A 20,989-nucleotide genomic window follows, 5' to 3' on the forward strand; every position below is an offset into this window, starting at 1 on the left:
CGCCCGGTTACATTCCGAACCCGGAAGCTAAGCCTTTCAGCGCCGATGGTACTGCAGGGGGGACCCTGTGGGAGAGTAGGACGCCGCCGAACAATCATTGTGGGGAAGCCCCGCACCTTATGGTGCGGGGCTTTTCTGCGTTTACCGGCCGATACCGCGAGGACTCCCGGTCGGGAGCCCTTTCCGCGCTGCGGTCAGAGACGGCCGGCGGCCTTCAAGGCCAGATAGGCGTCCGCGAGAGCGGGGGCGAGCGCGTCGGGGAGCGCGTCCACGACAGTGACACCGTGACGCTTCAGCTGCTCCGCCGTACGCAGCCGCTGAGCCTGGGACTGCGACGCCGCGGCGGCCTCGTACACGCCCTCGACCGTGCCGCGGGACGCCGCCATACGAGCGATGTGCGGATCGGCCGGAGACGCCACCAGGACGGTGTGGCGGCGGGTGAGCCGAGGCAGCACGGGCAGCAGCCCCTCCTCGATCGCGGCGGCGTCCAGACCGGTCAGCAGGACGATGAGCGAGCGGCGCGGGGCGCGGGACAGAGCGGTCGCCACCAGACCGCGGGCATCGGTCTCGACCAGCGAGGGTTCGAGCGTGGCCAGCGCGTCCGTGACCGCCGGCAGCACCTCGCGGGCGGAACGGCCCTGGACCTGGGCGCGCAGTCGGCGGTCGTACGCGACGAGATCCACCCGGTCGCCCGCCCGCGACGCCAGCGCGGTGAGGAGAAGTGCGGCATCCATCGCCGCGTCCAGACGCGGGACGTCGCCGACCCGGCCCGCGGACGTGCGACCGGTGTCAAGGACGACGAGAAGATGACGGTCCCGCTCGGGGCGCCACGTGCGCACGGCGACCGCCGACTGACGGGCGGTGGCCCGCCAGTCGATCGAGCGGGTGTCGTCGCCGGGGACGTACTCCCGGAGACTGTCGAACTCGGTGCCCTCGCCCCGGCTCAGGACACTGGTACGGCCGTCGAGTTCGCGCAGCCGCGCCAGCCGCGAGGGTAGATGCTTGCGGCTGGTGAAAGGCGGCAGCACACGGACCGACCACGGCACCTCGTGATGGCCCTGGCGGGCCGCCAGACCCAGCGGGCCGTACGAGCGGACGGTGACGCGCTTGGCCCGGCGGTCGCCGCGACGCGTCGGGCGCAGGACCGTGGAGGCCCGGCGGGCCTCGCCGGCGGGGACCGTCAGCTTTTGGCGGGCCGGGTCCTGGCCGGCACTCGGTGCCCAGGCGTCCCTGATCAGGGCACGAAGCCGGCGGCGCGAGGGGTTGGTGACCGTGAGCTGGACATCCGCACCGTCACCCAGTCGAACAGACGTATCACCGCTTCGGGTGAATCGGAGCGTTCGCACTGGCGCGGCCATCGCGTAGTCGCACAGAATTGCTACCGAGAGCGGGGCGTTCACCGCCAGCATCCCCGTCCAGCTGGGGGCGAGGATGCCGACGGGGAGCGATCCGAGGGCGGCGAGCAGGGCGGTTCGTCCGGTGAGGGCCATGGGGCGCCGTTCTCAGCGGGGGACGGGGACGTGGGCGAGGATCGAGGTGAGGACGGAGTCCGCGGTGACTCCCTCCATCTCGGCCTCGGGCCGCAGATGGACGCGATGGCGCAGGGTGGGCAGAGCGAGGGCCTTCACGTCGTCCGGGGTGACGTAGTCCCGGCCGGTCAGCCAGGCCCAGGCGCGGGACGTGGAGAGCAGGGCGGTGGCTCCTCGGGGGGAGACACCGAGGGCGAGCGAGGGGGATTCACGCGTGGAACGGCAGATATCGACGACGTAGCCGGCTATCTCGGCCGAGACGGTCACCTTGGCGACGGCCTCCCGGGCGGCGGCCAGCTCGGCCGGTCCGGCGACGGGGCGCAGACCGGCCGCCTTCAGGTCGCGGGGGTCGAAGCCCTGGGCGTGGCGGGTGAGGACGGCGATCTCGTCCTCGCGTGAGGGCAGCGGGACCGTCAGTTTCAGCAGGAAACGGTCGAGTTGGGCCTCGGGCAGCGGATAGGTGCCCTCGTACTCGACGGGGTTCTGCGTCGCGGCGACGAGGAACGGATCGGGCAGCGGGCGGGGGACGCCGTCCACGGTGACCTGACGCTCCTCCATCGCCTCCAGGAGGGAGGACTGGGTCTTCGGGGGCGTCCGGTTGATCTCGTCGGCGAGCAGCAGATGGGTGAAGACGGGGCCGGGCTGGAAGGAGAACTCGGCGGTCCGGGTGTCGTAGACGAGCGAGCCGGTGATGTCGCTCGGCATCAGATCGGGGGTGAACTGCACGCGCTTGGTGTCGAGTTCGAGCGCCGAGGCGAGCGCCCGTACCAGAAGGGTCTTGGCGACGCCCGGGACTCCCTCCAGCAGGACGTGGCCCTTGCAGAGCAGGGCGACGACGAGACCGGTGACGGCGGGGTCCTGGCCGACCACGGCCTTCCCGATCTCGGTGCGCAGGGCCTCCAGCGAGGCGCGGGCGGCGTCCGAGGTCGGCACGGTCTCGGGGGTCGGGGCGCTCATGAGGTGCGTACCTCTCTTTCGAGGGCGTCGAGTTGGTCCGCGAGGCGGATGAGGGCGGCGTCGTCGGCGGGAGCCGGGCCGAAGAGGAGATCTCGGGAGTCGGCCGCGCCGGCCGGGAGCCGGGTGGAGAGGGCCGGGAGCAGCAGATCGGGGGAGTGGGCGTCCGCGGTGGGGACGCCGAGGAGCGGGGCGATCCGGGTGCGGGTCGCGGTTCGCAGGACGGTCGCCGCGCGGTCGCGGGCGTCGGCCTTGCGGTAGAGGCGGGCGCGGCCCTCGGTGGCCTCGGCGGCGCGGACGGCGACGGGAAGCCATTCGGTCACCAGGGGGCCGAGACGGCGGCCGCGCCAGAGCGCGGCGAGCAGGGCCGCGAGGGCGAGCTGGAGGGTGGCCCACTGCCAGCCTGAGGGGATCAGCGCGAGGAAGGCGGCCATCGGGTCGTCGGCGCCGGCCTCGGAGTCGTCGGGCAGATCGGTGAGCGAGGGGAGGTACCAGACGAGGTGCGGGTGGGATCCGAGCAGTTGCAGGGCGAGGGAGGCATTGCCGTGCCGCGCGAGATGTTCGTTGGTGAAGAGGTCCGTCGAGCCGATCAGGAGCGTGTCTCCGGCGCCCGGGCCGGGGACACGGACCAGGGTCGGCAGGCCCTTGGAGAGGTAGCAGGAGTCGGCGGTGGCCGTGCCGGTCCGGTAGCGCGTGCCGCCGAGGTCGGCGTCGCCGGCGCGGCGGGCGGCGGGCAGGTCGCAGCCGGGCCTCAGCGTGGTCACCGGGGCGCTCGTCCCGGCGACGATGCCGGGGGCGAGGGCGGAGAGGGCCGGGTCGCCCGGGCCGAGGAGGACGGTGCGGCCCGCCGAGCGGGTCGTCGTCTCGCGCAGCTCCGACAGCTGTTCCTCGGTGAGCAGATCCGGGGCGGTGACCAGCAGCGTCGTGTCGGCGCCCGCGGCGGCGGTCGCGTCGGCGAGCGTGCCGGCCACGTCGACGGTGACACCGCTGGACCGGAGGAGTTCGGCGACGGCCCGGCTGCCCTCGGGGTCGGCGGAGCGCGGGTCGAGGCGCATGTGGTGATCGGCCGTGTGGGCCGTGGCGAAGAGGACGCCGCCGATCAGGAGCAGCACGGCGATCAGGACCGGCACCCGGGCGCGGGTCCACAGCAGGCGGGGGGAGATCGAGGTCGAGGTGGGACTCGTGGTGGTCCGGCTCATCGCGGCGCCTGGGTGAAGGAAGCGGAGGCGGCGGCGCCGTCGAGGGACGGCTTGGCCCGCTCCAGGGCGGTGTCCAGCGCTTCGACGCGGCGGTACGCGGACTCGTCGGCGGTGCGTCCGCCGTATGTCACATCGTCGAAGGCACGGGCGGCGGAGCGCAGGCCGTCGGCGTGGGCGGGCAGGGCGCGGCCGGCTTCCGCGGCCGCCTCGTCGGCGGTGCGGCCGGGGCGCGGGTCGAGCAGGGTGCGTTCCTCGAGGGAGCGGACGATGGCCCGCATGCGTTCCTGGACGGCCTGGTTCCATTGGCCGGCGGCGGCGTGGCGGGAGGCCGCGGAGCGGTGTTCGGCGGCCGTGCGGGCCTGTTCGCCGAAGAGGACGTCACCACCCGAGGACGGTGAACGGCGGGGGGTGCCCAGCCGCCACCAGAGGGCGGCGGCCAGGGCGAGCACGATCAGGACGACGGCCACGACGCCGACGACCCCGCCCGGGCCCGCCCCGGACACCGAGTCGAACAGGCCGCCGACCCACTCCCAGAAGCGGTCCAGTGCCCGCTGGAGGAAGCCGGGATCGTGCTCGTGGTACATCGGCTTGGACAGTTCCCGCTCCGCCGCCTCCTGGGCGGGGACGCGCGGGATGTCCACCGGTATTCCGCTCTTGGCCGTGCCCCCCGTGGCCGTCACGCCATCAGTCCCCGTAGCCGGGGAGGCCGGCCGCCCGGCCGAGTTCGATGTCCAGTGCCTCGCGGCGGATGCGCTGGTCGACGTAGAGGAGGACCGAGACGCCGGCGGTGATCGGGTAGACGATCGCGTTGGTGATGACGCCGCCGATGCCGGTGATGATCAGGAACGACCAGTCCTTCTCGATGCCGCTGGTGTCGAGATGGGCGAGGTTGTCGAGGGAGAGGGCCATCGCGAGGGTGGTGAAGGGGATCGCGAGGATCATTCCGACCAGGGCCATCAGCAGATTGGCGAGGACGGTGATGCCGAAGATGCGCCACCAGGTGCCCTGCACCAGCTTCGCCGAGCGCTTCATCGAGGCGATGACGCCCTGCCGCTCCAGCATCAGGGCGGGCGAGGCGAGGCTGAAGCGGATCCACAGCCAGACGACGACGAGGAGGGCGGCGAGGCTGCCCAGCGCGGTGACGGCTTCGCTGTCGAGGAGAACGCCGGGCAGCACGCCGACGATCATGACGGCGAGGCCTATCAGCGGCACCAGCAGGCTCAGTCCGAGCAGCGGGAGCAGCCGCGGCCGGGCCTCCCGCCAGGCGGTGCCGAGGTCGATCGGCTTGCCGAGGACGGCACGGCTGATGACGACGGTGAGAAGGGCGGCGCTCAGCAGCGTGGCGATCGCGGCGATCACGTAGGCCGGGACCATTCCGATGGCGCTGATCCGGAGCGACTCGAGCGTGTGGTCAAGGGTCTCGGCGGGGCTCGCGTTCGGATCCAGCGGCGTCTGGGTCGGCACCAGATAGCGCTGGCAGAGGATCTGCGCGATCTGCATGACCGCCGCGACGGAGACGGTGACGGTGAGCACGGTCCGCCAGTAGCGGCGCAGGGTCGTCACCGCGCCGTCGAGGATGTCGCCCATCGTCAGCGGACGCAGCGCGATCACCCCCGGCTTCGCGATCGGGGGCACGTTCCACGGGCCCTGCGGCGGCATGCCGCCCCAGGCGGGACCGCCCTGCGGCGGGACCGGGGCCGGGGGCGGGGTGCCGGGGGTGGGGGCGGCGGGCGGCTGCCACTGGCCGGCGGGCGGCTGGTTCGAGGACCACTGCGGGGTGGAACCGTTCGTGTCGCCGTCGGAGGAAGCGGACCCGGGCGAGGCCCAGCCCGGAGTGTCGTTCACGGTCGTCCACCTCGAGATTGGTCGCGGTGCCGGATCGCCGAGCCGGCTCTGTCACAGCGCCCGTCCGCCCGGCGGGGCGGCGGACCGGAGCCATCGTGCCACGCGCCGCCGTCACCCCGGGCGGCCCGGGCCCGTCCTGGGCGCCTTCTCCCGCTTCGGGACGCGTTCCCGGGTCCGGGCCGCGCGGGGGATGCGGTCGTCCGGGGCCGTCCTCTATACCCGTGGACATGTCCACCGACCCGAGCGAGTACGAGAAGGCGATGCCGGCTGTCGAGGCCGCCCTGCGGAGGCTCGAACGGGCCGTCGGCAGGACCCGTGCCTGCTTCGCCGGGCGTCCGTACGGGGAAGTCCGGCGGGCGCTGGTGGCGGCGCTCGACGACGAGGGAGCCAAGGGGGTCCCGTCGGAGGTTGTCCACCGGATCGCCGAAATGATCTCCGAGGAGGGAGCGGAAGGCTGAGAGCCGGGCCTCCCATGGGCGTCGCGGGAGGCGCGGGGTACGGTGCAGGGCGGCACAGGGGGGCCACCGGGGGTGACTTCCGCACCCGGCATCGACACCCACGGACACCGGCGGTTCTCCGCCGGCCGTCACGGACGTCGCCGCTGGTCGGTGAGGTATCTCACCAGCCGCCAAGGGACTGATACGGAAATGGGATGATGTCGATATGAAGGGACGCGTTCTTGTCGTCGACGACGACACGGCACTCGCCGAGATGCTCGGGATCGTGCTGCGGGGTGAAGGTTTCGAGCCGTCGTTCGTCGCGGACGGAGACAAGGCGCTCGCCGCTTTCCGTGAGGCCAAGCCGGATCTGGTGCTGCTCGATCTGATGCTGCCCGGCCGGGACGGCATCGAGGTGTGCCGGCTGATCCGGGCCGAGTCCGGCGTACCGATCGTCATGCTCACGGCCAAGAGCGACACGGTCGACGTCGTCGTGGGCCTGGAGTCCGGGGCCGACGACTACATCGTCAAGCCGTTCAAGCCGAAGGAGCTCGTCGCCCGTATCCGGGCGCGGCTGCGGAGGTCGGAGGAGCCGGCGCCGGAGCAGCTGACCATCGGCGACCTCGTCATCGACGTGGCCGGTCACTCCGTGAAGCGCGACGGGCAGTCGATCGCCCTCACGCCGCTGGAGTTCGACCTGCTGGTCGCCCTGGCCCGCAAGCCGTGGCAGGTGTTCACCCGTGAGGTGCTCCTGGAGCAGGTGTGGGGCTACCGGCACGCCGCCGACACCCGTCTGGTGAACGTGCACGTCCAGCGGCTGCGCTCGAAGGTCGAGAAGGACCCCGAGCGCCCGGAGATCGTCGTGACCGTGCGCGGTGTCGGATACAAGGCAGGACCGAGCTGACATGAGCCAGGGCAGTACTGCTCCGGACAACGGGGACCGGGGGGTCCGTGCGGGGCGGGCTGCCGGACCGGAGTGGGGAGACCGGCCGTTCCGCCGCCTCCTCCAGGACGGGACGCCGGGCGCGCCCGTCTTCCGGCTGCTCGCCCGCTGGGTGCGCAGGCCGCTGCTGCCCGCCGTACGGCTGTGGCGGCGCAATCTTCAGGTGCGGGTGGTCGCGGGCACCCTCCTGATGTCGCTGGGCGTGGTGCTGCTGCTCGGCCTGGTCGTCATCGGCCAGGTCCGCAACGGTCTGCTCGACGCCAAGGAGAGGGCCGCGCAGAGCCAGGCCGCCGGCGGGTTCTCCGCCGCGCAGGACCGGGCCGCGACCACCCAGCCCCAGCCGGGCGGCGACCAGGACGACAGCGGCCGCGCGGGACCGTCGGTGAACTGGCGCTCCACGCTGGTCGAACAGCTCGCGAGCGGCGGCCAGAGCGCCTTCAACGTCGTCGCGCTCTCCCTGGAGACCGGGGAGACCGCGAGCCGCGGCGCCCGCGCCTCCGGCGAGGTCGACCCGACCACCAGCATCCCCGCCGATCTGCGGCACAACGTCGCGCAGGGCACCAACACCTTCCAGACGTACGCCCGGATCCACTACACCAGCGGCAAGGCCACCGAGCCGGGTCTGGTGGTCGGCAAGCGGCTCAACGACGCCGACGGCACCCCGTACGAGCTGTACTACCTCTTCCCGCTCAACCAGGAAGAGGACTCCCTCGACCTGGTCAAGGGCACCCTGGCGACCGCCGGGCTGTTCGTCGTCGTGCTGCTCGGGGCCATCGCGTGGTTGGTGGTGCGCCAGGTCGTCACCCCCGTACGGATGGCGGCCGGGGTCGCCGAACGGCTGTCGGCCGGCCGGCTCCAGGAGCGGATGAAGGTCACCGGCGAGGACGACATCGCGCGCCTCGGCGAGGCGTTCAACAAGATGGCGCAGAACCTCCAGCTGAAGATCCAGCAGCTGGAGGAGCTGTCGCGGATGCAGCGGCGGTTCGTCTCCGACGTCTCGCACGAGCTGCGCACCCCGCTGACGACCGTGCGGATGGCCGCCGACGTCATCCACGAGGCGCGGGTCGACTTCGACCCGGTCACCGCGCGCTCCGCCGAGCTGCTCGGCGACCAGCTCGACCGGTTCGAGTCGCTGCTCGCCGACCTGCTGGAGATCAGCCGCTTCGACGCGGGCGCGGCGTCCCTCGAAGCCGAGCCGATAGATCTGCGCCAGGTGGTGCGGCGGGTCATCGGCGGCGCCGAGCCGCTGGCCGAGCGCAAGGGCTGCCGCATCGTCGTCGTCGGCGACGAGCAGCCCGTGGTGGCCGAGGCGGACGCCCGCCGGGTCGAGCGGGTGCTGCGCAACCTGGTCGTGAACGCGGTCGAGCACGGCGAGGGCCGGGACGTGGTCGTCCGGCTCGCCGCGGCGGGCGGGGCCGTCGCCGTCGCCGTACGCGACTATGGCGTCGGTCTGAAGCCGGGCGAGGCGACCCGGGTCTTCAACCGCTTCTGGCGGGCCGATCCGGCCCGCGCGCGGACCACCGGCGGTACGGGCCTTGGCCTGTCCATCGCGGTCGAGGACGCGCGGCTGCACGGCGGCTGGCTCCAGGCGTGGGGCGAGCCGGGCGGTGGCTCGCAGTTCCGGCTGACGCTGCCGCGCACCGCCGACGAGCCGCTGCGCGGTTCGCCGGTGCCGCTGGAGCCCGAGGACTCCCGGCGCAACCGGGAGCAGGCGGCCGCGGTCGGCACCGGTGGGTCCGGCGCCGGGGTGCCGGCCCAGTCCGGTGCGGGCCGCACAGGGCTGTCCGTACCGCCGCGGCTGCCGTCGGTGCCGCGGCCGTCGGCCGACCCGACGGCCCTGCCGGGCAGCGGTGCCCGGGTGGTCGCACGGCCCGCGGGGGCGGACGACGAAGGCGAGGCGATGGCGCCGGCGCGCGCCGAGCGGGAGGACACGACAGGTGGGCGCTGACCTTCGAGGGAAGCGGAAGACCCGGGGGCGGGGACGGTCGGCGGGCGGCGGTGCCGTGGTGCTCGCGGCATGCGGCGCGCTGCTGGTGTCCGGCTGCGCGGGCATGCCCGACAGCGGTGACGTACAGGCGGTGAAGGCGTCCAACGCGGGCGACTCGCAGGTACGGGTGTACGCGGTCGCGCCGCGTGACAACGCCGACCCGGAGGAGATCGTCGACGGCTTCCTGGAAGCCATGACCAGTGACGACCCCGGCTTCGCGACGGCCCGGAAGTATCTGACCAAGCGGGCGGCCCGGTCCTGGAAGCCGGAACAGAGCATCACCGTGCTCACCAACGCGCCCCACCGGGGGCAGGCCGACCGGCCGGGCGACCCCGACACCCAGGGGCGGACGTTCCCGCTGTCGGGCCGCCGGGTCGCGCAGGTCGACGCCCGGCACGCGTACCGGCCGGAGGTCCCCTCCGCCTTCGACACGGGCATCCACGTGGTGCAGCAGCCCGCGTCGGACGGCAAGTCCAAGGAGTGGCGCATCGACTCCCTGCCGCCGGGCCTGGTGCTCGGCGAGGCGGACTTCCTGCGCAACTACCGGGCGGTCAACAAGTACTACTTCGCCTCCGACGAGAACTGGGTCGTCGCCGACCCCGTCTACATCCGCCAGCGCCAGGACCCGGTCACCCGGATGGATCCGGTGACCCAGACCGTCAAGGCGCTCCTGGAGGGCCCGACGAAGTGGCTCGGGCCGGCCGTCGAGTCGCGCTTCCCGTCCGGCACGGAGCTGGCGAAGGACGTCTACTCCCTCACCCCCGACGACCAGTCGACCCTGAAGATCCCGCTCAACGACAAGGCCGACCGGGTGAGCACGGTCGTCTGCAAGGGCATGGCGGCGCAGCTGCTGTTCACGCTCGGCGACCTGACCTCGGTGCGGGTCGAGCAGGTCGAGATCCAGGGCAGCACGGGCGCGCTGTGCCTGCTCGGCAAGGGACAGGCGGAGCAGGAGTTCTCGCCGGTCCGTGACTCGGGCCGGGGCGAGAGCCCGTACTTCGTCGACGAGCACCAGCGGCTGATGACGCTGGCGGACGGTGGCCGGCAGGCGCAGAAGCCGACCGAGGTGCCCGGCCCGTTCGGCAAGGGCACGGTGCGGCTGGGCCCCGTGGCGGTGGACCGCGCGGAGAACCGGGCCGCCGCCGTCCTCCAGGACGGGCGCGAGCTGCGGGTCGGCTCCCTCACCGCCGACGACGAACTGCCCGATCCGGTCGTCACCAGCACCGGGGCGCGGCCCGAGGACCGGCTGTCCGCGCCGAGCTGGGACGGCCGGGGCGACCTGTGGGTCGCCGACCGCGACCCGCTGAAACCGCGACTGTGGATGGTGCCGGGCGGGCAGGGCGAACGCGTCGCGGTCGGCACCCCCTGGCTGCGGGGCGGCGCCCGGATCGAGTCGCTGCGGGTCTCCGCGGACGGGGTCCGGATCGCGCTGCTCGTGACCCGCGACGACCACACCACCCTCCAGATCGGCCGGGTGGGGCGGAGCGTCGTCGACGGGCGCGAGGAGGTCACCGTCACGGACCTCCAGGACGCGGCGCCCCGGCTGGAATCGGTCACCGCCGTGTCCTGGGCGGGACCGAGCCGGCTCGTCGTGGTCGGCACCGAGGCCGGTGGCGTGCAGCAGGTGCGGTACGTGCAGACGGACGGCTCCACGTCCGCCACGTCCGTGCTCCCGGGCCTGAACGGGGTCACCTCGGTGGCCGCGCCGTACGCCGACCAGAGCGCGCCGGTGGTCGCGGACTCCCGCGACGACGGCATCGCGCGGCTCGCCCCGGGCACGAACTGGCAGCCCCTGCGGACGCAGGGCAGTCTGCCCGTCTACCCGGGCTGATCGGGCCGGGCGGACGTCCGGCAGTCCTCCGGAGCCGGTCCAGCGGCTTGGGGAGGGGCTCCGCGCCCGTTGTCCACAGCCTTCCACCGCCCGTTGTCCACAGGGGTGGCCAGGCGGATGGCGGGGGAGGACAGTGGGGCCATGCGGGGGTGGTGGCAGGAGATCGCCGGGCTGGTGCTGCCGGTCTCCTGCGAGGGCTGCGGGAGACCGCGTACGGCCCTGTGCCCCGCGTGCGCGCACGCGCTGACCGGGGAGGGGCCCAGGCGCGTGCGTCCGTCACCCGAGCCGGGGGGACTTCCGGCCACCTATGCGGCGGTGCCGTACGAGGGAGCGGTCCGCACGCTGCTCCTCGCCCACAAGGAGCGGGGCGCGCTGCCGCTCGCCGGGCCGCTGGGCGCGGCGCTCGCCGGGGCCGTCACGGCCGCCGCGGGGCCCGTGGAGCCGTTCGGGACCGGCCCGTGCCTGCTCGTACCGGTGCCGTCCTCGCGGCGCTCCGTACGGGCGCGTGGCCATGATCCGACGCGTCGCCTGGCGATGGCCGCGGCCGGACGGCTGCGGCGGGCCGGACGGGCGGCGCGGGTCCTGCCGGTGCTGCGGCAGCGCCGCGCGGTGGCCGATCAGGCGGGCCTCGGCGCGGCCGAGCGGCGCGCCAACCTGTCGGGCGCGCTCACGCTCGCTCCGGGCGGAGCGGGGCCGCTCGCCGAAGCGGTCCGGACCGGCGGGCGCGTGGTGCTCGTGGATGATCTGATGACGACGGGAACGACGCTCGCGGAGGCGGCGCGGGCCCTCGCGGCGGTGTGTTCCGCCGGATACTCCGTACACCCTCCGTTCACCATTCACGGATTGCCGGGCAACCCGGAAGAAGCGACGCCGCACCCCCTATTCGAACGGCTCACGGCTGCCGTACTCGCATCCTCTCCGGCCTCGTTCGAATTAAACCGGAACTCTTCGAGAACCCGCGACGTTGCAGGTGGTGAGTGGTGAACGCACGCGAATGGCGGTAAGTGGCCGTACCGGGTGCCGACATCCGTCCGAACGAGCTATGTTCGGTTGTGAGGAATGGCGAATGCCACGGCCTCACCGAATGCGCGAGCGTGCCTTCAGAACGGGAGTTCAGGGCGAATTCATCTCGGGCCGGTGGGGTAGGGGTGCTTGTCGACTGGGGAGGAGGAAGGGCGAGTCGCCAAGTCCGGGGCTCCGGTAAACGCCGGGGTCTGGTGCAAAAGGGAGACGCTCGCCGGCCGAGGAGCCGTGGCGAGCGATCCGGGAACGGAGTTCTGCGTGGACATCGTCGTCAAGGGCCGCAAGACAGAGGTGCCCGAGCGGTTCCGGAAGCACGTGGCCGAGAAGCTGAACCTGGAGAAGATCCAGAAGCTCGACGGCAAGGTGATGAGCCTCGACGTCGAGGTGTCCAAGGAGCACAACCCGCGGCAGGCCGACCGGTCGGACCGCGTGGAGATCACCCTGCACTCCCGAGGCCCGGTGATCCGGGCGGAAGCCGCGGCCGCCGACGCGTACGCGGCGCTCGACCTCGCTCAGGACAAGCTCGAGGCGCGACTGCGCAAGCAGCACGACAAGCGGTTCACCCGCAGGGGCACGGGCCGGCTGTCGGCGGCCGAGGTACCCGACGTGGTGCCCGGGGCCGCCCAGTTCAACGGCAGCGGCGAACTCGTCGTCGAAGAAGGCGAGAACGTGCCCACCACGATGATGGGCCCGATCGAGGTCCAGGGCGAAGGGCCGCTGGTGGTCCGCGAGAAGACCCACCGCGCCGCCCCCATGAGCCTCGACCAGGCGCTCTACGAGATGGAGCTGGTCGGGCACGACTTCTACCTCTTCGTCGATTCCGACACCAAGCAGCCCAGCGTCGTCTACCGGCGGCACGCCTACGACTACGGCGTCATCCACCTGGAGAGCGACCCGCTCGCCGAGGGCGGTGGCGCGGGAGGCGCGCTCGGCGGCTGATCCCCCGCCCCCGGCCCGCCCGCGGACCGAGGTGACCGCGGACGACCACGGCACGACTGCCCCCGAGAGCGCCCCGCGCGCTCCGGGGGCACCTCTGTGCGACCGTGCGTGACCCCTCGGGGTCAAGGGATCATCGGGGGAGCGCCGCGGCATGGAATCATGACGGGCACGTCAACCGCTGCTCCCCGAGCAGCGGTTGGGACACGACAGGCGATTCAGCACACGACTTCAGGCCACGGCCTTCAGGGGGAGGAACGATGGCGGACCGCTTCGGACCGGTACACGGCGGGCGACAGCCAGGGAGCACGATCGCCCCGGAGGGATCGGATCCGGACGGCGGTGCCGCGCGGGACGAACCGATCCGGGTCCTCGTCGTGGACGATCACGCGCTGTTCCGCCGGGGCCTGGAGATCGTCCTGCGCCAGGAGGAGGACATCGAGGTCGTCGGCGAGGCGGGGGACGGCGCCGAGGCCGTCGACAAGGCCGCGGACCTGCTTCCCGACATCGTCCTCATGGACGTCCGGATGCCCCGTCGCGGCGGCATCGAGGCCTGCACCTCCATCAAGGAGGTCGCTCCCAGCGCCAAGATCATCATGCTGACGATAAGCGATGAGGAAGCCGACCTCTACGACGCGATCAAGGCGGGCGCGACCGGCTATCTGCTCAAGGAGATCTCCACCGACGAGGTCGCCACCGCGATCCGCGCCGTCGCGGACGGGCAGTCGCAGATCAGCCCGTCGATGGCCTCGAAGCTCCTCACCGAGTTCAAGTCGATGATCCAGCGCACCGACGAGCGGCGGCTCGTGCCCGCGCCCCGGCTGACCGACCGCGAGCTGGAGGTCCTCAAGCTCGTCGCGACCGGCATGAACAACCGGGACATCGCCAAGGAGCTCTTCATCTCCGAGAACACCGTGAAGAACCATGTCCGCAACATCCTGGAGAAGCTGCAGCTGCACTCCCGGATGGAGGCCGTGGTCTACGCGATGCGGGAGAAGATCCTCGAGATCCGCTGACGCGCGGGGCGGGACCGGGCGGGAGCCCGGCCCCGCCCCCGGCCCGGTCCTTGCCGGGTCACCGGGTCAGCCGAGGGCCTTCACGAGGGCCGGGGCGAGTTCCGGGGCGTCCACCCGCTCCACCGCGACCGCGTCGCAGCCCACCCACTCGGCGGCCTCGGCGAGGGCCCGCGCCACCGCCGGGACCGCCTTCGGGCCGTCCAGGGACACCTGCCGGGCCACCAGGGTCCGGCCCTCGCGCGCCGGGTCCACCCGGCCCACCAGCCGGCCGCCGGCCAGCACCGGCATCGCGAAGTAGCCGTGCACCCGCTTCTGCCGGGGCACGTACGCCTCCAGGCGGTGGGTGAAGCCGAAGATCCGCTCGGTACGGGACCGTTCCCAGATGAGCGAGTCGAACGGCGAGAGCAGCGTCGTACGGTGCCGGCCACGCGGCTCGGCCGCCAGCGCCGCCGGATCGGCCCAGGCGGGCTTCCCCCAGCCCGCCACCGTCACCGGGACGAGCCCGGAGTCCGCCACCACCGCGTCGAAGGCCTCGCCCTTGATCCGGTGGTAGTCGGCGAGGTCCGCGCGGGTGCCGACGCCGAGCGCCTCGCCCGCCTGCCGCACCAGCCGCCGCAGACACTCCGCGTCGTCGAGGTCGTCGTGCAGCAGCGCTGCCGGGACGGCGCGCTCCGCCAGGTCGTACACCCGCTTCCAGCCTCGCCGCTCGGTGACCACCACCTCGCCGTACATCAGCGCGCGCTCGACGGCGATCTTCGTGTCGGACCAGTCCCACCACTCGCCCTTGTTCTTGGCGCCGCCCAGCTCGGTCGCGGTCCGCGGGCCCTCGGCCCGCAGCTGCGCGATCACCGTGTCGTACGCGGTGGGGGACAGCTCGTGACCCCAGTGCGGGCGGGCGCGGTAGGCGCGGCGGCGGAAGGCGAACAGCGGCCACTCCTCGACGGGCAGGACGCACGCCGCGTGCGACCAGTACTCGAACGCGTGTCCCTCGCTCCAGTACGCGTCCTCGACGGTGCGGCGGCCGACCGCGCCGAGGCGCGCGTACGGGATCAGCTCGTGCGAGCGGGCGAGGACCGAGATGGTGTCCAGCTGGACCTGGCCGAGCCGGCGCAGCATTCCGCGCACTCCGGCCCGGCGATCGGGGGCCCCGAGGAATCCCTGGGCGCGCAGGGTGATCCGGCGGGCTTCGTCGGCGGACAGTTCGGCGGCGGGGCGGGGGGCGGCCGGGGTGGGCGTCGCGGTCGTCATGGCGGCACCCTAGGGGGTGGCACCGACAGCGGGCGGGGCGTTGGTACGACCGCTCCTTCCCGCCACTGCCCCGCCGCCCGGAGCCGCCGCCGGGCCGTGGCTTGCTCGTGGCACGCGTGGCCCGGGACCGGTCACGGGCCGGCCGTCAGGACACGGTGGAGGTCCTCGGCGGAACGGGCGCGGGGAGATACGGAAGCGGTGACGGCAGCCCCACGTCGGCGGGGAGCAGCGAGCCGAGCCAGCTGTCCCGGGCCGTGCCGTCCTTGAGGATCCCCGCCCGCTCGACGCCCTCGACGGTGAAGCCGGCCCGCTCGGCGACGGCCCGCGAGGCGATGTTGCCGACCTCCGCGCGCCACAGCAGCCGGTGGACGCCGAGCCCGGTGAAGGCCCAGTGCGCGAGGGCGCCGACCGCCTCGGTCATATAGCCCCGGCCGCGGTGCTCCGGGGCCAGCCAGTAGCCGACCTCCCGGATACCCGGGGAACAGGCGTGCAGTCCGGCGGCGGCGATCAGCGGCCCGCCCGTCAGCGGCTCTACGGCGAACGCGTACTCCCCGTCCAAGCGCCAGCCCTCCGGCGCGAGGCGGGTCACGAAGAGTTCGGCGTCCTCGCGCGTGTACGGGGCGGGGACGGCGGTCCAGCGCTGGACGGCGGGGTCCTGGCAGACCTCGTACACCACCCCGGCGTCGTCCGGGGTGAAGGGGCGCAGCCGCAGCCGTGCGGTGGTCAGGGTGATGGGCTCCATGACGGAATTCTGGTGACCTGCCCCGACCTGTGCGAACGGTTTTCGCGCGAGGCGGCACCTTCGGGCGGCCTCGCGCGTTCTCCCTGTCGGGAGCCGTCACGGACGGAAGCCGTGGTTCCGGCCTTGCGGGCCTCCCTCCGTGACGGCGGTCTCGCTTACGATGGCCGTTGCGGTGGGGACCACCTGCCGTGCCCGCGCCCGAGTCATCACCGACCAGTGCCAGGCCCGACCGGCAAGGAGACCAGCCTCAGTGTCCGTCTTCCAGAAGCTCATGCGTGCAGGCGAAGGCAAGATCCTGCGCAAACTGCACCGCATCGCGGACCAGGTCAACTCCATCGAAGACGACTTCGTCAACCTCTCCGATGCCGAGCTGAGGGCCCTCACCGACGAGTACAAGCAGCGGTTCGCCGACGGCGAGAGCCTGGACGACCTGCTCCCCGAGGCGTTCGCGACCGTCCGCGAGGCGGCCAAGCGCGTCCTCGGCCAGCGTCACTACGACGTGCAGATCATGGGCGGCGCCGCCCTCCACCTCGGCTACGTCGCCGAGATGAAGACCGGTGAGGGCAAGACCCTCGTCGGTACGCTCCCGGCCTACCTGAACGCGCTGTCGGGCAAGGGCGTGCACCTGATCACGGTGAACGACTACCTGGCCGAGCGCGACTCCGAGATGATGGGCCGGGTGCACCGCTTCCTCGGTCTCGAGGTCGGCTGCATCATGGCCAACATGACCCCGGCGCAGCGCCGCGAGCAGTACGCCTGCGACATCACGTACGGCACGAACAACGAGTTCGGCTTCGACTACCTGCGCGACAACATGGCGTGGTCCCAGGACGAGCTGGTCCAGCGCGGCCACAACTTCGCCTGTGTCGACGAGGTCGACTCGATCCTCGTCGACGAGGCCCGTACGCCGCTGATCATCTCCGGCCCGGCGGACCAGGCCACCAAGTGGTACGGCGACTTCGCCAAGCTGGTCACCCGTCTCGTCAAGGGCGAGCCCGGCAACCCGCTCAAGGGCATCGAGGAGACCGGCGACTACGAGGTCGACGAGAAGAAGCGCACCGTCGCCATCCACGAGGCCGGTGTCGCCAAGGTCGAGGACTGGCTGGGCATCGACAACCTGTACGAGTCGGTGAACACCCCGCTCGTCGGTTACCTGAACAACGCCATCAAGGCCAAGGAACTCTTCAAGAAGGACAAGGACTACGTCGTCATCGACGGCGAGGTCATGATCGTCGACGAGCACACCGGCCGTATCCTCGCCGGTCGCCGTTACAACGAGGGCATGCACCAGGCCATCGAGGCCAAGGAGGGCGTGCCGATCAAGGACGAGAACCAGACGCTCGCCACGATCACCCTCCAGAACTTCTTCCGCCTCTACGACAAGCTGTCCGGCATGACCGGTACGGCGATGACCGAGGCGGCCGAGTTCCACCAGATCTACAAGCTGGGCGTCGTTCCGATCCCGACGAACAAGCCCATGCAGCGCAAGGACCAGCCCGACCTCATCTACCGGACCGAGGTCGCCAAGTTCGCCGCCGTCGTCGACGACATCGCGGAGAAGTACGAGAAGGGCCAGCCGGTCCTCGTCGGCACCACCTCCGTCGAGAAGTCCGAGTACCTCTCGCAGCAGCTCAGCAAGCGCGGTATCCCGCACGAGGTGCTCAACGCCAAGCACCACGAGCGCGAGGCCACGATCGTCGCGCAGGCGGGCCGCAAGGGCGCCATCACCGTCGCCACGAACATGGCCGGCCGCGGTACGGACATCAAGCTCGGCGGCAACCCCGACGACCTCGCCGAGGCCGAGCTGCGCCAGGCGGGCCTCGACCCGGTCGAGCACGTCGAGGAGTGGTCGGCGGCCCTGCCGGGCGCCCTGGAGCGCGCCGAGAAGGCCGTGAAGGCGGAGTTCGAGGAGGTCAAGGAGCTCGGCGGGCTGTACGTGCTGGGCACCGAGCGCCACGAGTCGCGCCGTATCGACAACCAGCTGCGCGGTCGTTCCGGCCGTCAGGGCGACCCGGGCGAGTCCCGCTTCTACCTGTCGCTGGGCGACGACCTGATGCGTCTGTTCAAGGCGCAGATGGTCGAGCGCGTGATGGCGATGGCGAATGTGCCGGACGACGTCCCGATCGAGAACAAGATGGTCACCCGTGCCATCGCCTCCGCGCAGGGCCAGGTCGAGAGCCAGAACTTCGAGACCCGTAAGAACGTCCTGAAGTACGACGAGGTCCTCAACCGGCAGCGCGAGGTCATCTACGGCGAGCGCCGTCGCGTCCTGGAGGGCGAGGACCTCCAGGAGCAGGTGCGTCACTTCATGGACGACACCATCGACGACTACATCCGCCAGGAGACCACCGAGGGCTTCGCCGAGGAGTGGGACCTCGACCGGCTGTGGAACGCGTTCAAGCAGCTCTACCCGGTCAAGGTCACGGTGGAGGAGCTGGAGGACGCGGCGGGCGACCGCGCGGGCATCACGGCGGAGTTCATCGCCGAGTCCGTCAAGGACGACATCCACGAGCAGTACGAGGCGCGTGAGAAGCAGCTCGGCTCGGACATCATGCGCGAGCTGGAGCGGCGCGTGGTCCTGTCGGTCCTCGACCGCAAGTGGCGCGAGCACCTCTACGAGATGGACTACCTCCAGGAGGGCATCGGCCTGCGCGCGATGGCCCAGAAGGACCCGCTGGTCGAGTACCAGCGCGAGGGCTTCGACATGTTCAGCGCGATGATGGAGGGCATCAAGGAGGAGTCCGTCGGCTACCTGTTCAACCTGGAGGTCCAGGTCGAGCAGCAGGTCGAGGAGGTCCCGGTGCAGGACGCGGCCGAGCGGGACGGCAGTGCCCGTCCGGAGATCCGCGCCAAGGGTCTCGACGCCCCGCAGCGCCCCGACCGGCTGCACTTCTCCGCGCCGAAGGTCGACGGCGACGGGTCGGTCGTCGAGGGCGACTTCGCCTCCGAGGACGCGGTCGCCGGTGACGGTCTGACGCGCGCGGAGCGCCGCAAGGCGCAGAAGAGCGCGGGCGGACGCCGCCGCAAGAAGTAACCCGCCCTTCGGCGGCCCGGGACACGGGCCGCGAGTGCGGGGGAGGGGGCCGGTCGCCGATGAGGCGGCCGGCCCCCTCGCGTATGCGCTCATTCGGGGAGGGAGAGCGTCAACGGCCGGCCAGGGTGTCCGCCTTCAGCCCCGCCCTCGCCCCCGCGTCCAGTCCCGCCTCCGGGCCCGGTCTCCCTCCCGCCTCCGGTCCCGGCTCCCGTCCCCGTGCGGGGCCCGGCGCGGTTCTCGGTACGGGCCCGGGCCCCCGGACGCCCTCCGCCAGGTCGTCGAACTCCACCGCGGAGCAGCGCCAGCGGAGGTCGGGGCCCTGGACGAGGCGGAAGGCGAGCGCGCGGAAGCTGTCGCCGGTGGCGACGATGGCGAAGACTTCGAGAGCGCCGCCCTCGGACCGCCGGCAGCCGCAGCGGTGGAGGGCGGGGCGCCAGCGGGTGGACCGGAAGGGCGGCCGGGGACCGGCCTCGACGAGCCGGTCGTACGCTTCGCCGGCCGCGTAGCCCAGCATGCTGTGGACCGGGCGGTCGCCGCTCAGGACGGCCAGCAGGCGCTCGGCGAACAGGACGTGCGGCGGTGCGGTCCGCCGCGGTGCCGTTCCCGCGCGGCCGCGCGGACCCGTGCCGGCGGGGCCGGAAGGGCCGCGGGTGCGCCGGGCGCGTGTGTTCATGGGATCCCCGTTCGTCGCGGTGTCGATCGCGGTGAGTAACCGGGCTTCGAGCGAGCGTCGACCCTGGTCGGGGATCTTGTACGGGGCCTCCGGAGGCACCGGCAAGGGAGCTTTGGGGCGCTTTCGATCACCCTGGGTGATTCACCTATCAGAGCGAACGAGACGGTCCGGGACGCACCCGGTCGCCGCCCCCGGGCAGGCACCACGCACGTATCCTGAGGGCATCTCCGACTACGAAAGCGGCCAGCCATGCGCGTGTACGTCCCTCTGACCCTCCCCGGTCTCGCACAGGCGCACAAGGCGGGCGAGGTCGGCCCCGGCCCGCTCACCGCCTACGCCGTCACCCCCGCGCTGCGCGAGTGGTACGTGAGCGACGACATCGAGGAACTCGAGTACGCGGCCCTCAACCGCGCGGCCGCCGCCTCCCTGCGGCTGCTCGCCGCCGACCCCTCGGCCGCCCGGCGACGCGTGGTCGTCGCGGTCGACGTGGCCGACCGGGACGCCGTCGTGGACCCGGACCGGGGCCTGGACGCGGGCGCGCTCGGCGAGGTCCGGATCGCCTCGGCCGTCCCGCTGGCCAAGGCCGCCGCCGTACACGCCGACGCCGACGACGCCGAGCCGGACGTCTCGGCCGCCGCCGCCGCGCTCGGCGCCGCCGACCAGGGCGACGACGACGCCCAGTTCACCGTCGACGGGGCCGAGGACCACGAGCTGCTCTGGTTCGGCGTCCAGGAGATCCCCGCGATCCTCGGCTGAGCGGCACCGGGCCCGAACCCGGGCCCGCACCCCCTGACGGTCGGCTGTGCGTTCCACGACCGCTCACGGTGTCGGACCGTGCCGGTACCGTGGACGTCCATGGGGAAGCACACGAAGCATCTGGTCTGGGACTGGAACGGCACACTGCTCGACGACATCGGCGCGGTCATCGGGGCGACCAACGCGTCCTTCGCGGAGGTCGGGCTCGAACAGATCACTCTGGAGCAGTACCGGGAGCTGTACACCGTCCCGGTGCCGAAGTTCTACGAGCGGCTGCTGGGGCGGCTGCCGACCGAGGACGAGTGGAACGTGATGGACGGCTCGTTCCACCGCCACTACTGGGGCCTGGCCGACGCCTGCGGGCTCACCGCCGGCGCGGCGGACCTGCTCGCCGCCCGGCAGGCGTCCGGGTTCACCCAGTCGCTGCTGTCGCTCGCGCCGCACGACGATCTGATCCCGCTGGTGCGCCGGCACGGGATCGCGGACCGTTTCGTCCGGATGGACGGCCGCGTCGGCAAGAGCACGGATGGCAAGTCGGGGCACATGGTGCGCCACCTCGCCGCCCTGGGGGACGTGGCGGCCGAGCGCGTCGTCGTCATCGGCGACGCGGCGGACGACGCCGTGGCGGCCCTGCACGTGGGCGCGAAGGCGGTCCTGTACACCGGCGGGTCGCACAGCCGGAAGTCCCTGGAGCGGGTCGGCGTGCCCGTTGTGGACTCGCTGGCGGAGGCCGTGGCCGTCGCCGACGAACTGGTCTGAGACCGGGCCCGGGGCCGGGCGGGGCGGGCGTGAGGGTTGCCTCGCGCCTTCACACCGCCCGGGGCCGGGTGTGAGAG

18 protein-coding genes and 1 rRNA gene are annotated in these 20,989 nt (G+C 72.5%); 11 read left to right on the forward strand and 8 right to left on the reverse strand.

The window, feature by feature from the left end; translation table 11 throughout:
• Nucleotides 1–92: ribosomal RNA gene (gene rrf / locus ACGFRB_RS10605) — 5S ribosomal RNA — on the forward strand; the annotation flags it as partial.
• 102 nt (nt 93–194) lie between these two features.
• On the opposite strand, the gene ACGFRB_RS10610 is transcribed toward rrf, so the two are convergent.
• Genes ACGFRB_RS10610 through ACGFRB_RS10630 form a run of 5 tightly spaced genes read right to left on the reverse strand, consistent with a single transcriptional unit; the run spans nt 195 to nt 5,527 of the window.
• Entirely contained in the window at nt 195–1,490 is a 1,296-nt protein-coding gene (locus tag ACGFRB_RS10610; RefSeq protein ID WP_393241596.1) for a DUF58 domain-containing protein, read from the reverse strand.
• Nucleotides 1,491–1,502: 12 nt separating this feature from the next.
• The gene (locus ACGFRB_RS10615; protein WP_363012054.1) at nt 1,503–2,486 is read right to left on the reverse strand and encodes a MoxR family ATPase; all 984 of its coding nucleotides are present in this window, start codon (nt 2,484–2,486) and stop codon (nt 1,503–1,505) included.
• On the reverse strand, nt 2,483–3,682 hold the full coding sequence (locus tag ACGFRB_RS10620) for a DUF4350 domain-containing protein (RefSeq protein WP_393241599.1): 1,200 nt from the start codon (nt 3,680–3,682) through the stop codon (nt 2,483–2,485). The genes ACGFRB_RS10615 and ACGFRB_RS10620 overlap by 4 nt, the downstream gene beginning before the upstream one ends.
• Nucleotides 3,679–4,362, reverse strand: a complete 684-nt coding sequence (locus tag ACGFRB_RS10625; RefSeq protein WP_393241602.1) for a DUF4129 domain-containing protein — start codon at nt 4,360–4,362, stop codon at nt 3,679–3,681. The genes ACGFRB_RS10620 and ACGFRB_RS10625 overlap by 4 nt, the downstream gene beginning before the upstream one ends.
• 4 nt (nt 4,363–4,366) lie before the next feature.
• Nucleotides 4,367–5,527, reverse strand: a complete 1,161-nt coding sequence (locus ACGFRB_RS10630) for a hypothetical protein (protein ID WP_393241605.1) — start codon at nt 5,525–5,527, stop codon at nt 4,367–4,369.
• Between the two features lie 227 nt (nt 5,528–5,754).
• On the opposite strand from ACGFRB_RS10630, the gene ACGFRB_RS10635 reads away from it, so the two are divergent.
• The 7 genes from ACGFRB_RS10635 to ACGFRB_RS10665 all read left to right on the forward strand — a co-directional run bounded on the left by ACGFRB_RS10635 (nt 5,755) and on the right by ACGFRB_RS10665 (nt 13,700).
• A complete protein-coding gene (locus ACGFRB_RS10635; RefSeq protein ID WP_393241608.1) occupies nt 5,755–5,985 on the forward strand; it encodes a hypothetical protein in 231 nt (76 codons plus the stop codon).
• A 205-nt stretch (nt 5,986–6,190) separates the two neighbouring features.
• Nucleotides 6,191–6,868: a two-component system response regulator MtrA gene (gene mtrA, locus ACGFRB_RS10640; protein WP_010356958.1), complete on the forward strand. Its 678-nt coding sequence runs from the start codon at nt 6,191–6,193 to the stop codon at nt 6,866–6,868.
• 1 nt (nt 6,869) lies between these two features.
• Nucleotides 6,870–8,855: an MtrAB system histidine kinase MtrB gene (mtrB, locus tag ACGFRB_RS10645; protein WP_363012050.1), complete on the forward strand. Its 1,986-nt coding sequence runs from the start codon at nt 6,870–6,872 to the stop codon at nt 8,853–8,855.
• The gene (locus tag ACGFRB_RS10650; protein WP_393241612.1) at nt 8,845–10,725 is read left to right on the forward strand and encodes an LpqB family beta-propeller domain-containing protein; all 1,881 of its coding nucleotides are present in this window, start codon (nt 8,845–8,847) and stop codon (nt 10,723–10,725) included. The genes mtrB and ACGFRB_RS10650 overlap by 11 nt, the downstream gene beginning before the upstream one ends.
• A gap of 141 nt (nt 10,726–10,866) precedes the next feature.
• Nucleotides 10,867–11,709, forward strand: coding sequence for a ComF family protein (locus tag ACGFRB_RS10655; protein WP_393241615.1), 843 nt, complete (start codon nt 10,867–10,869; stop codon nt 11,707–11,709).
• A 297-nt stretch (nt 11,710–12,006) separates the two neighbouring features.
• Nucleotides 12,007–12,687 carry a ribosome hibernation-promoting factor, HPF/YfiA family gene (gene hpf / locus ACGFRB_RS10660; protein WP_363012059.1) on the forward strand — a complete coding sequence of 227 codons (681 nt, stop codon included), beginning with the start codon at nt 12,007–12,009 and terminating at the stop codon, nt 12,685–12,687.
• A 257-nt stretch (nt 12,688–12,944) separates the two neighbouring features.
• Entirely contained in the window at nt 12,945–13,700 is a 756-nt protein-coding gene (locus ACGFRB_RS10665) for a response regulator transcription factor (protein WP_361233953.1), read from the forward strand.
• 66 nt (nt 13,701–13,766) lie between these two features.
• Here ACGFRB_RS10665 and ACGFRB_RS10670 read toward each other — a convergent pair whose 3' ends face one another.
• Both ACGFRB_RS10670 and ACGFRB_RS10675 read right to left on the reverse strand, forming a co-directional pair.
• Nucleotides 13,767–14,948, reverse strand: coding sequence for a winged helix-turn-helix domain-containing protein (locus tag ACGFRB_RS10670; protein WP_393241619.1), 1,182 nt, complete (start codon nt 14,946–14,948; stop codon nt 13,767–13,769).
• 145 nt (nt 14,949–15,093) lie between these two features.
• The gene (locus ACGFRB_RS10675) at nt 15,094–15,690 is read right to left on the reverse strand and encodes a GNAT family N-acetyltransferase (protein ID WP_393241622.1); all 597 of its coding nucleotides are present in this window, start codon (nt 15,688–15,690) and stop codon (nt 15,094–15,096) included.
• A gap of 250 nt (nt 15,691–15,940) precedes the next feature.
• On the opposite strand from ACGFRB_RS10675, the gene secA reads away from it, so the two are divergent.
• The gene (gene secA, locus ACGFRB_RS10680) at nt 15,941–18,724 is read left to right on the forward strand and encodes a preprotein translocase subunit SecA (protein ID WP_393241625.1); all 2,784 of its coding nucleotides are present in this window, start codon (nt 15,941–15,943) and stop codon (nt 18,722–18,724) included.
• Between the two features lie 109 nt (nt 18,725–18,833).
• Here secA and ACGFRB_RS10685 read toward each other — a convergent pair whose 3' ends face one another.
• Complete coding sequence (locus ACGFRB_RS10685) at nt 18,834–19,397, reverse strand: Rv3235 family protein (protein ID WP_393241628.1); 564 nt, start codon at nt 19,395–19,397, stop codon at nt 18,834–18,836.
• Between the two features lie 249 nt (nt 19,398–19,646).
• Here ACGFRB_RS10685 and ACGFRB_RS10690 point away from each other — a divergent pair, with 249 nt between their 5' ends.
• Both ACGFRB_RS10690 and ACGFRB_RS10695 read left to right on the forward strand, forming a co-directional pair.
• Nucleotides 19,647–20,153, forward strand: coding sequence for a DUF6912 family protein (locus ACGFRB_RS10690; RefSeq protein ID WP_361233938.1), 507 nt, complete (start codon nt 19,647–19,649; stop codon nt 20,151–20,153).
• Nucleotides 20,154–20,252: 99 nt separating this feature from the next.
• On the forward strand, nt 20,253–20,912 hold the full coding sequence (locus ACGFRB_RS10695) for an HAD hydrolase-like protein (RefSeq protein WP_363012043.1): 660 nt from the start codon (nt 20,253–20,255) through the stop codon (nt 20,910–20,912).
• The last annotated feature ends 77 nt before the right edge of the window (nt 20,913–20,989 follow it).

The sequence above is a fragment of the Streptomyces sp. NPDC048718 genome, from assembly GCF_043198875.1.
Taxonomy (GTDB): domain Bacteria; phylum Actinomycetota; class Actinomycetes; order Streptomycetales; family Streptomycetaceae; genus Streptomyces.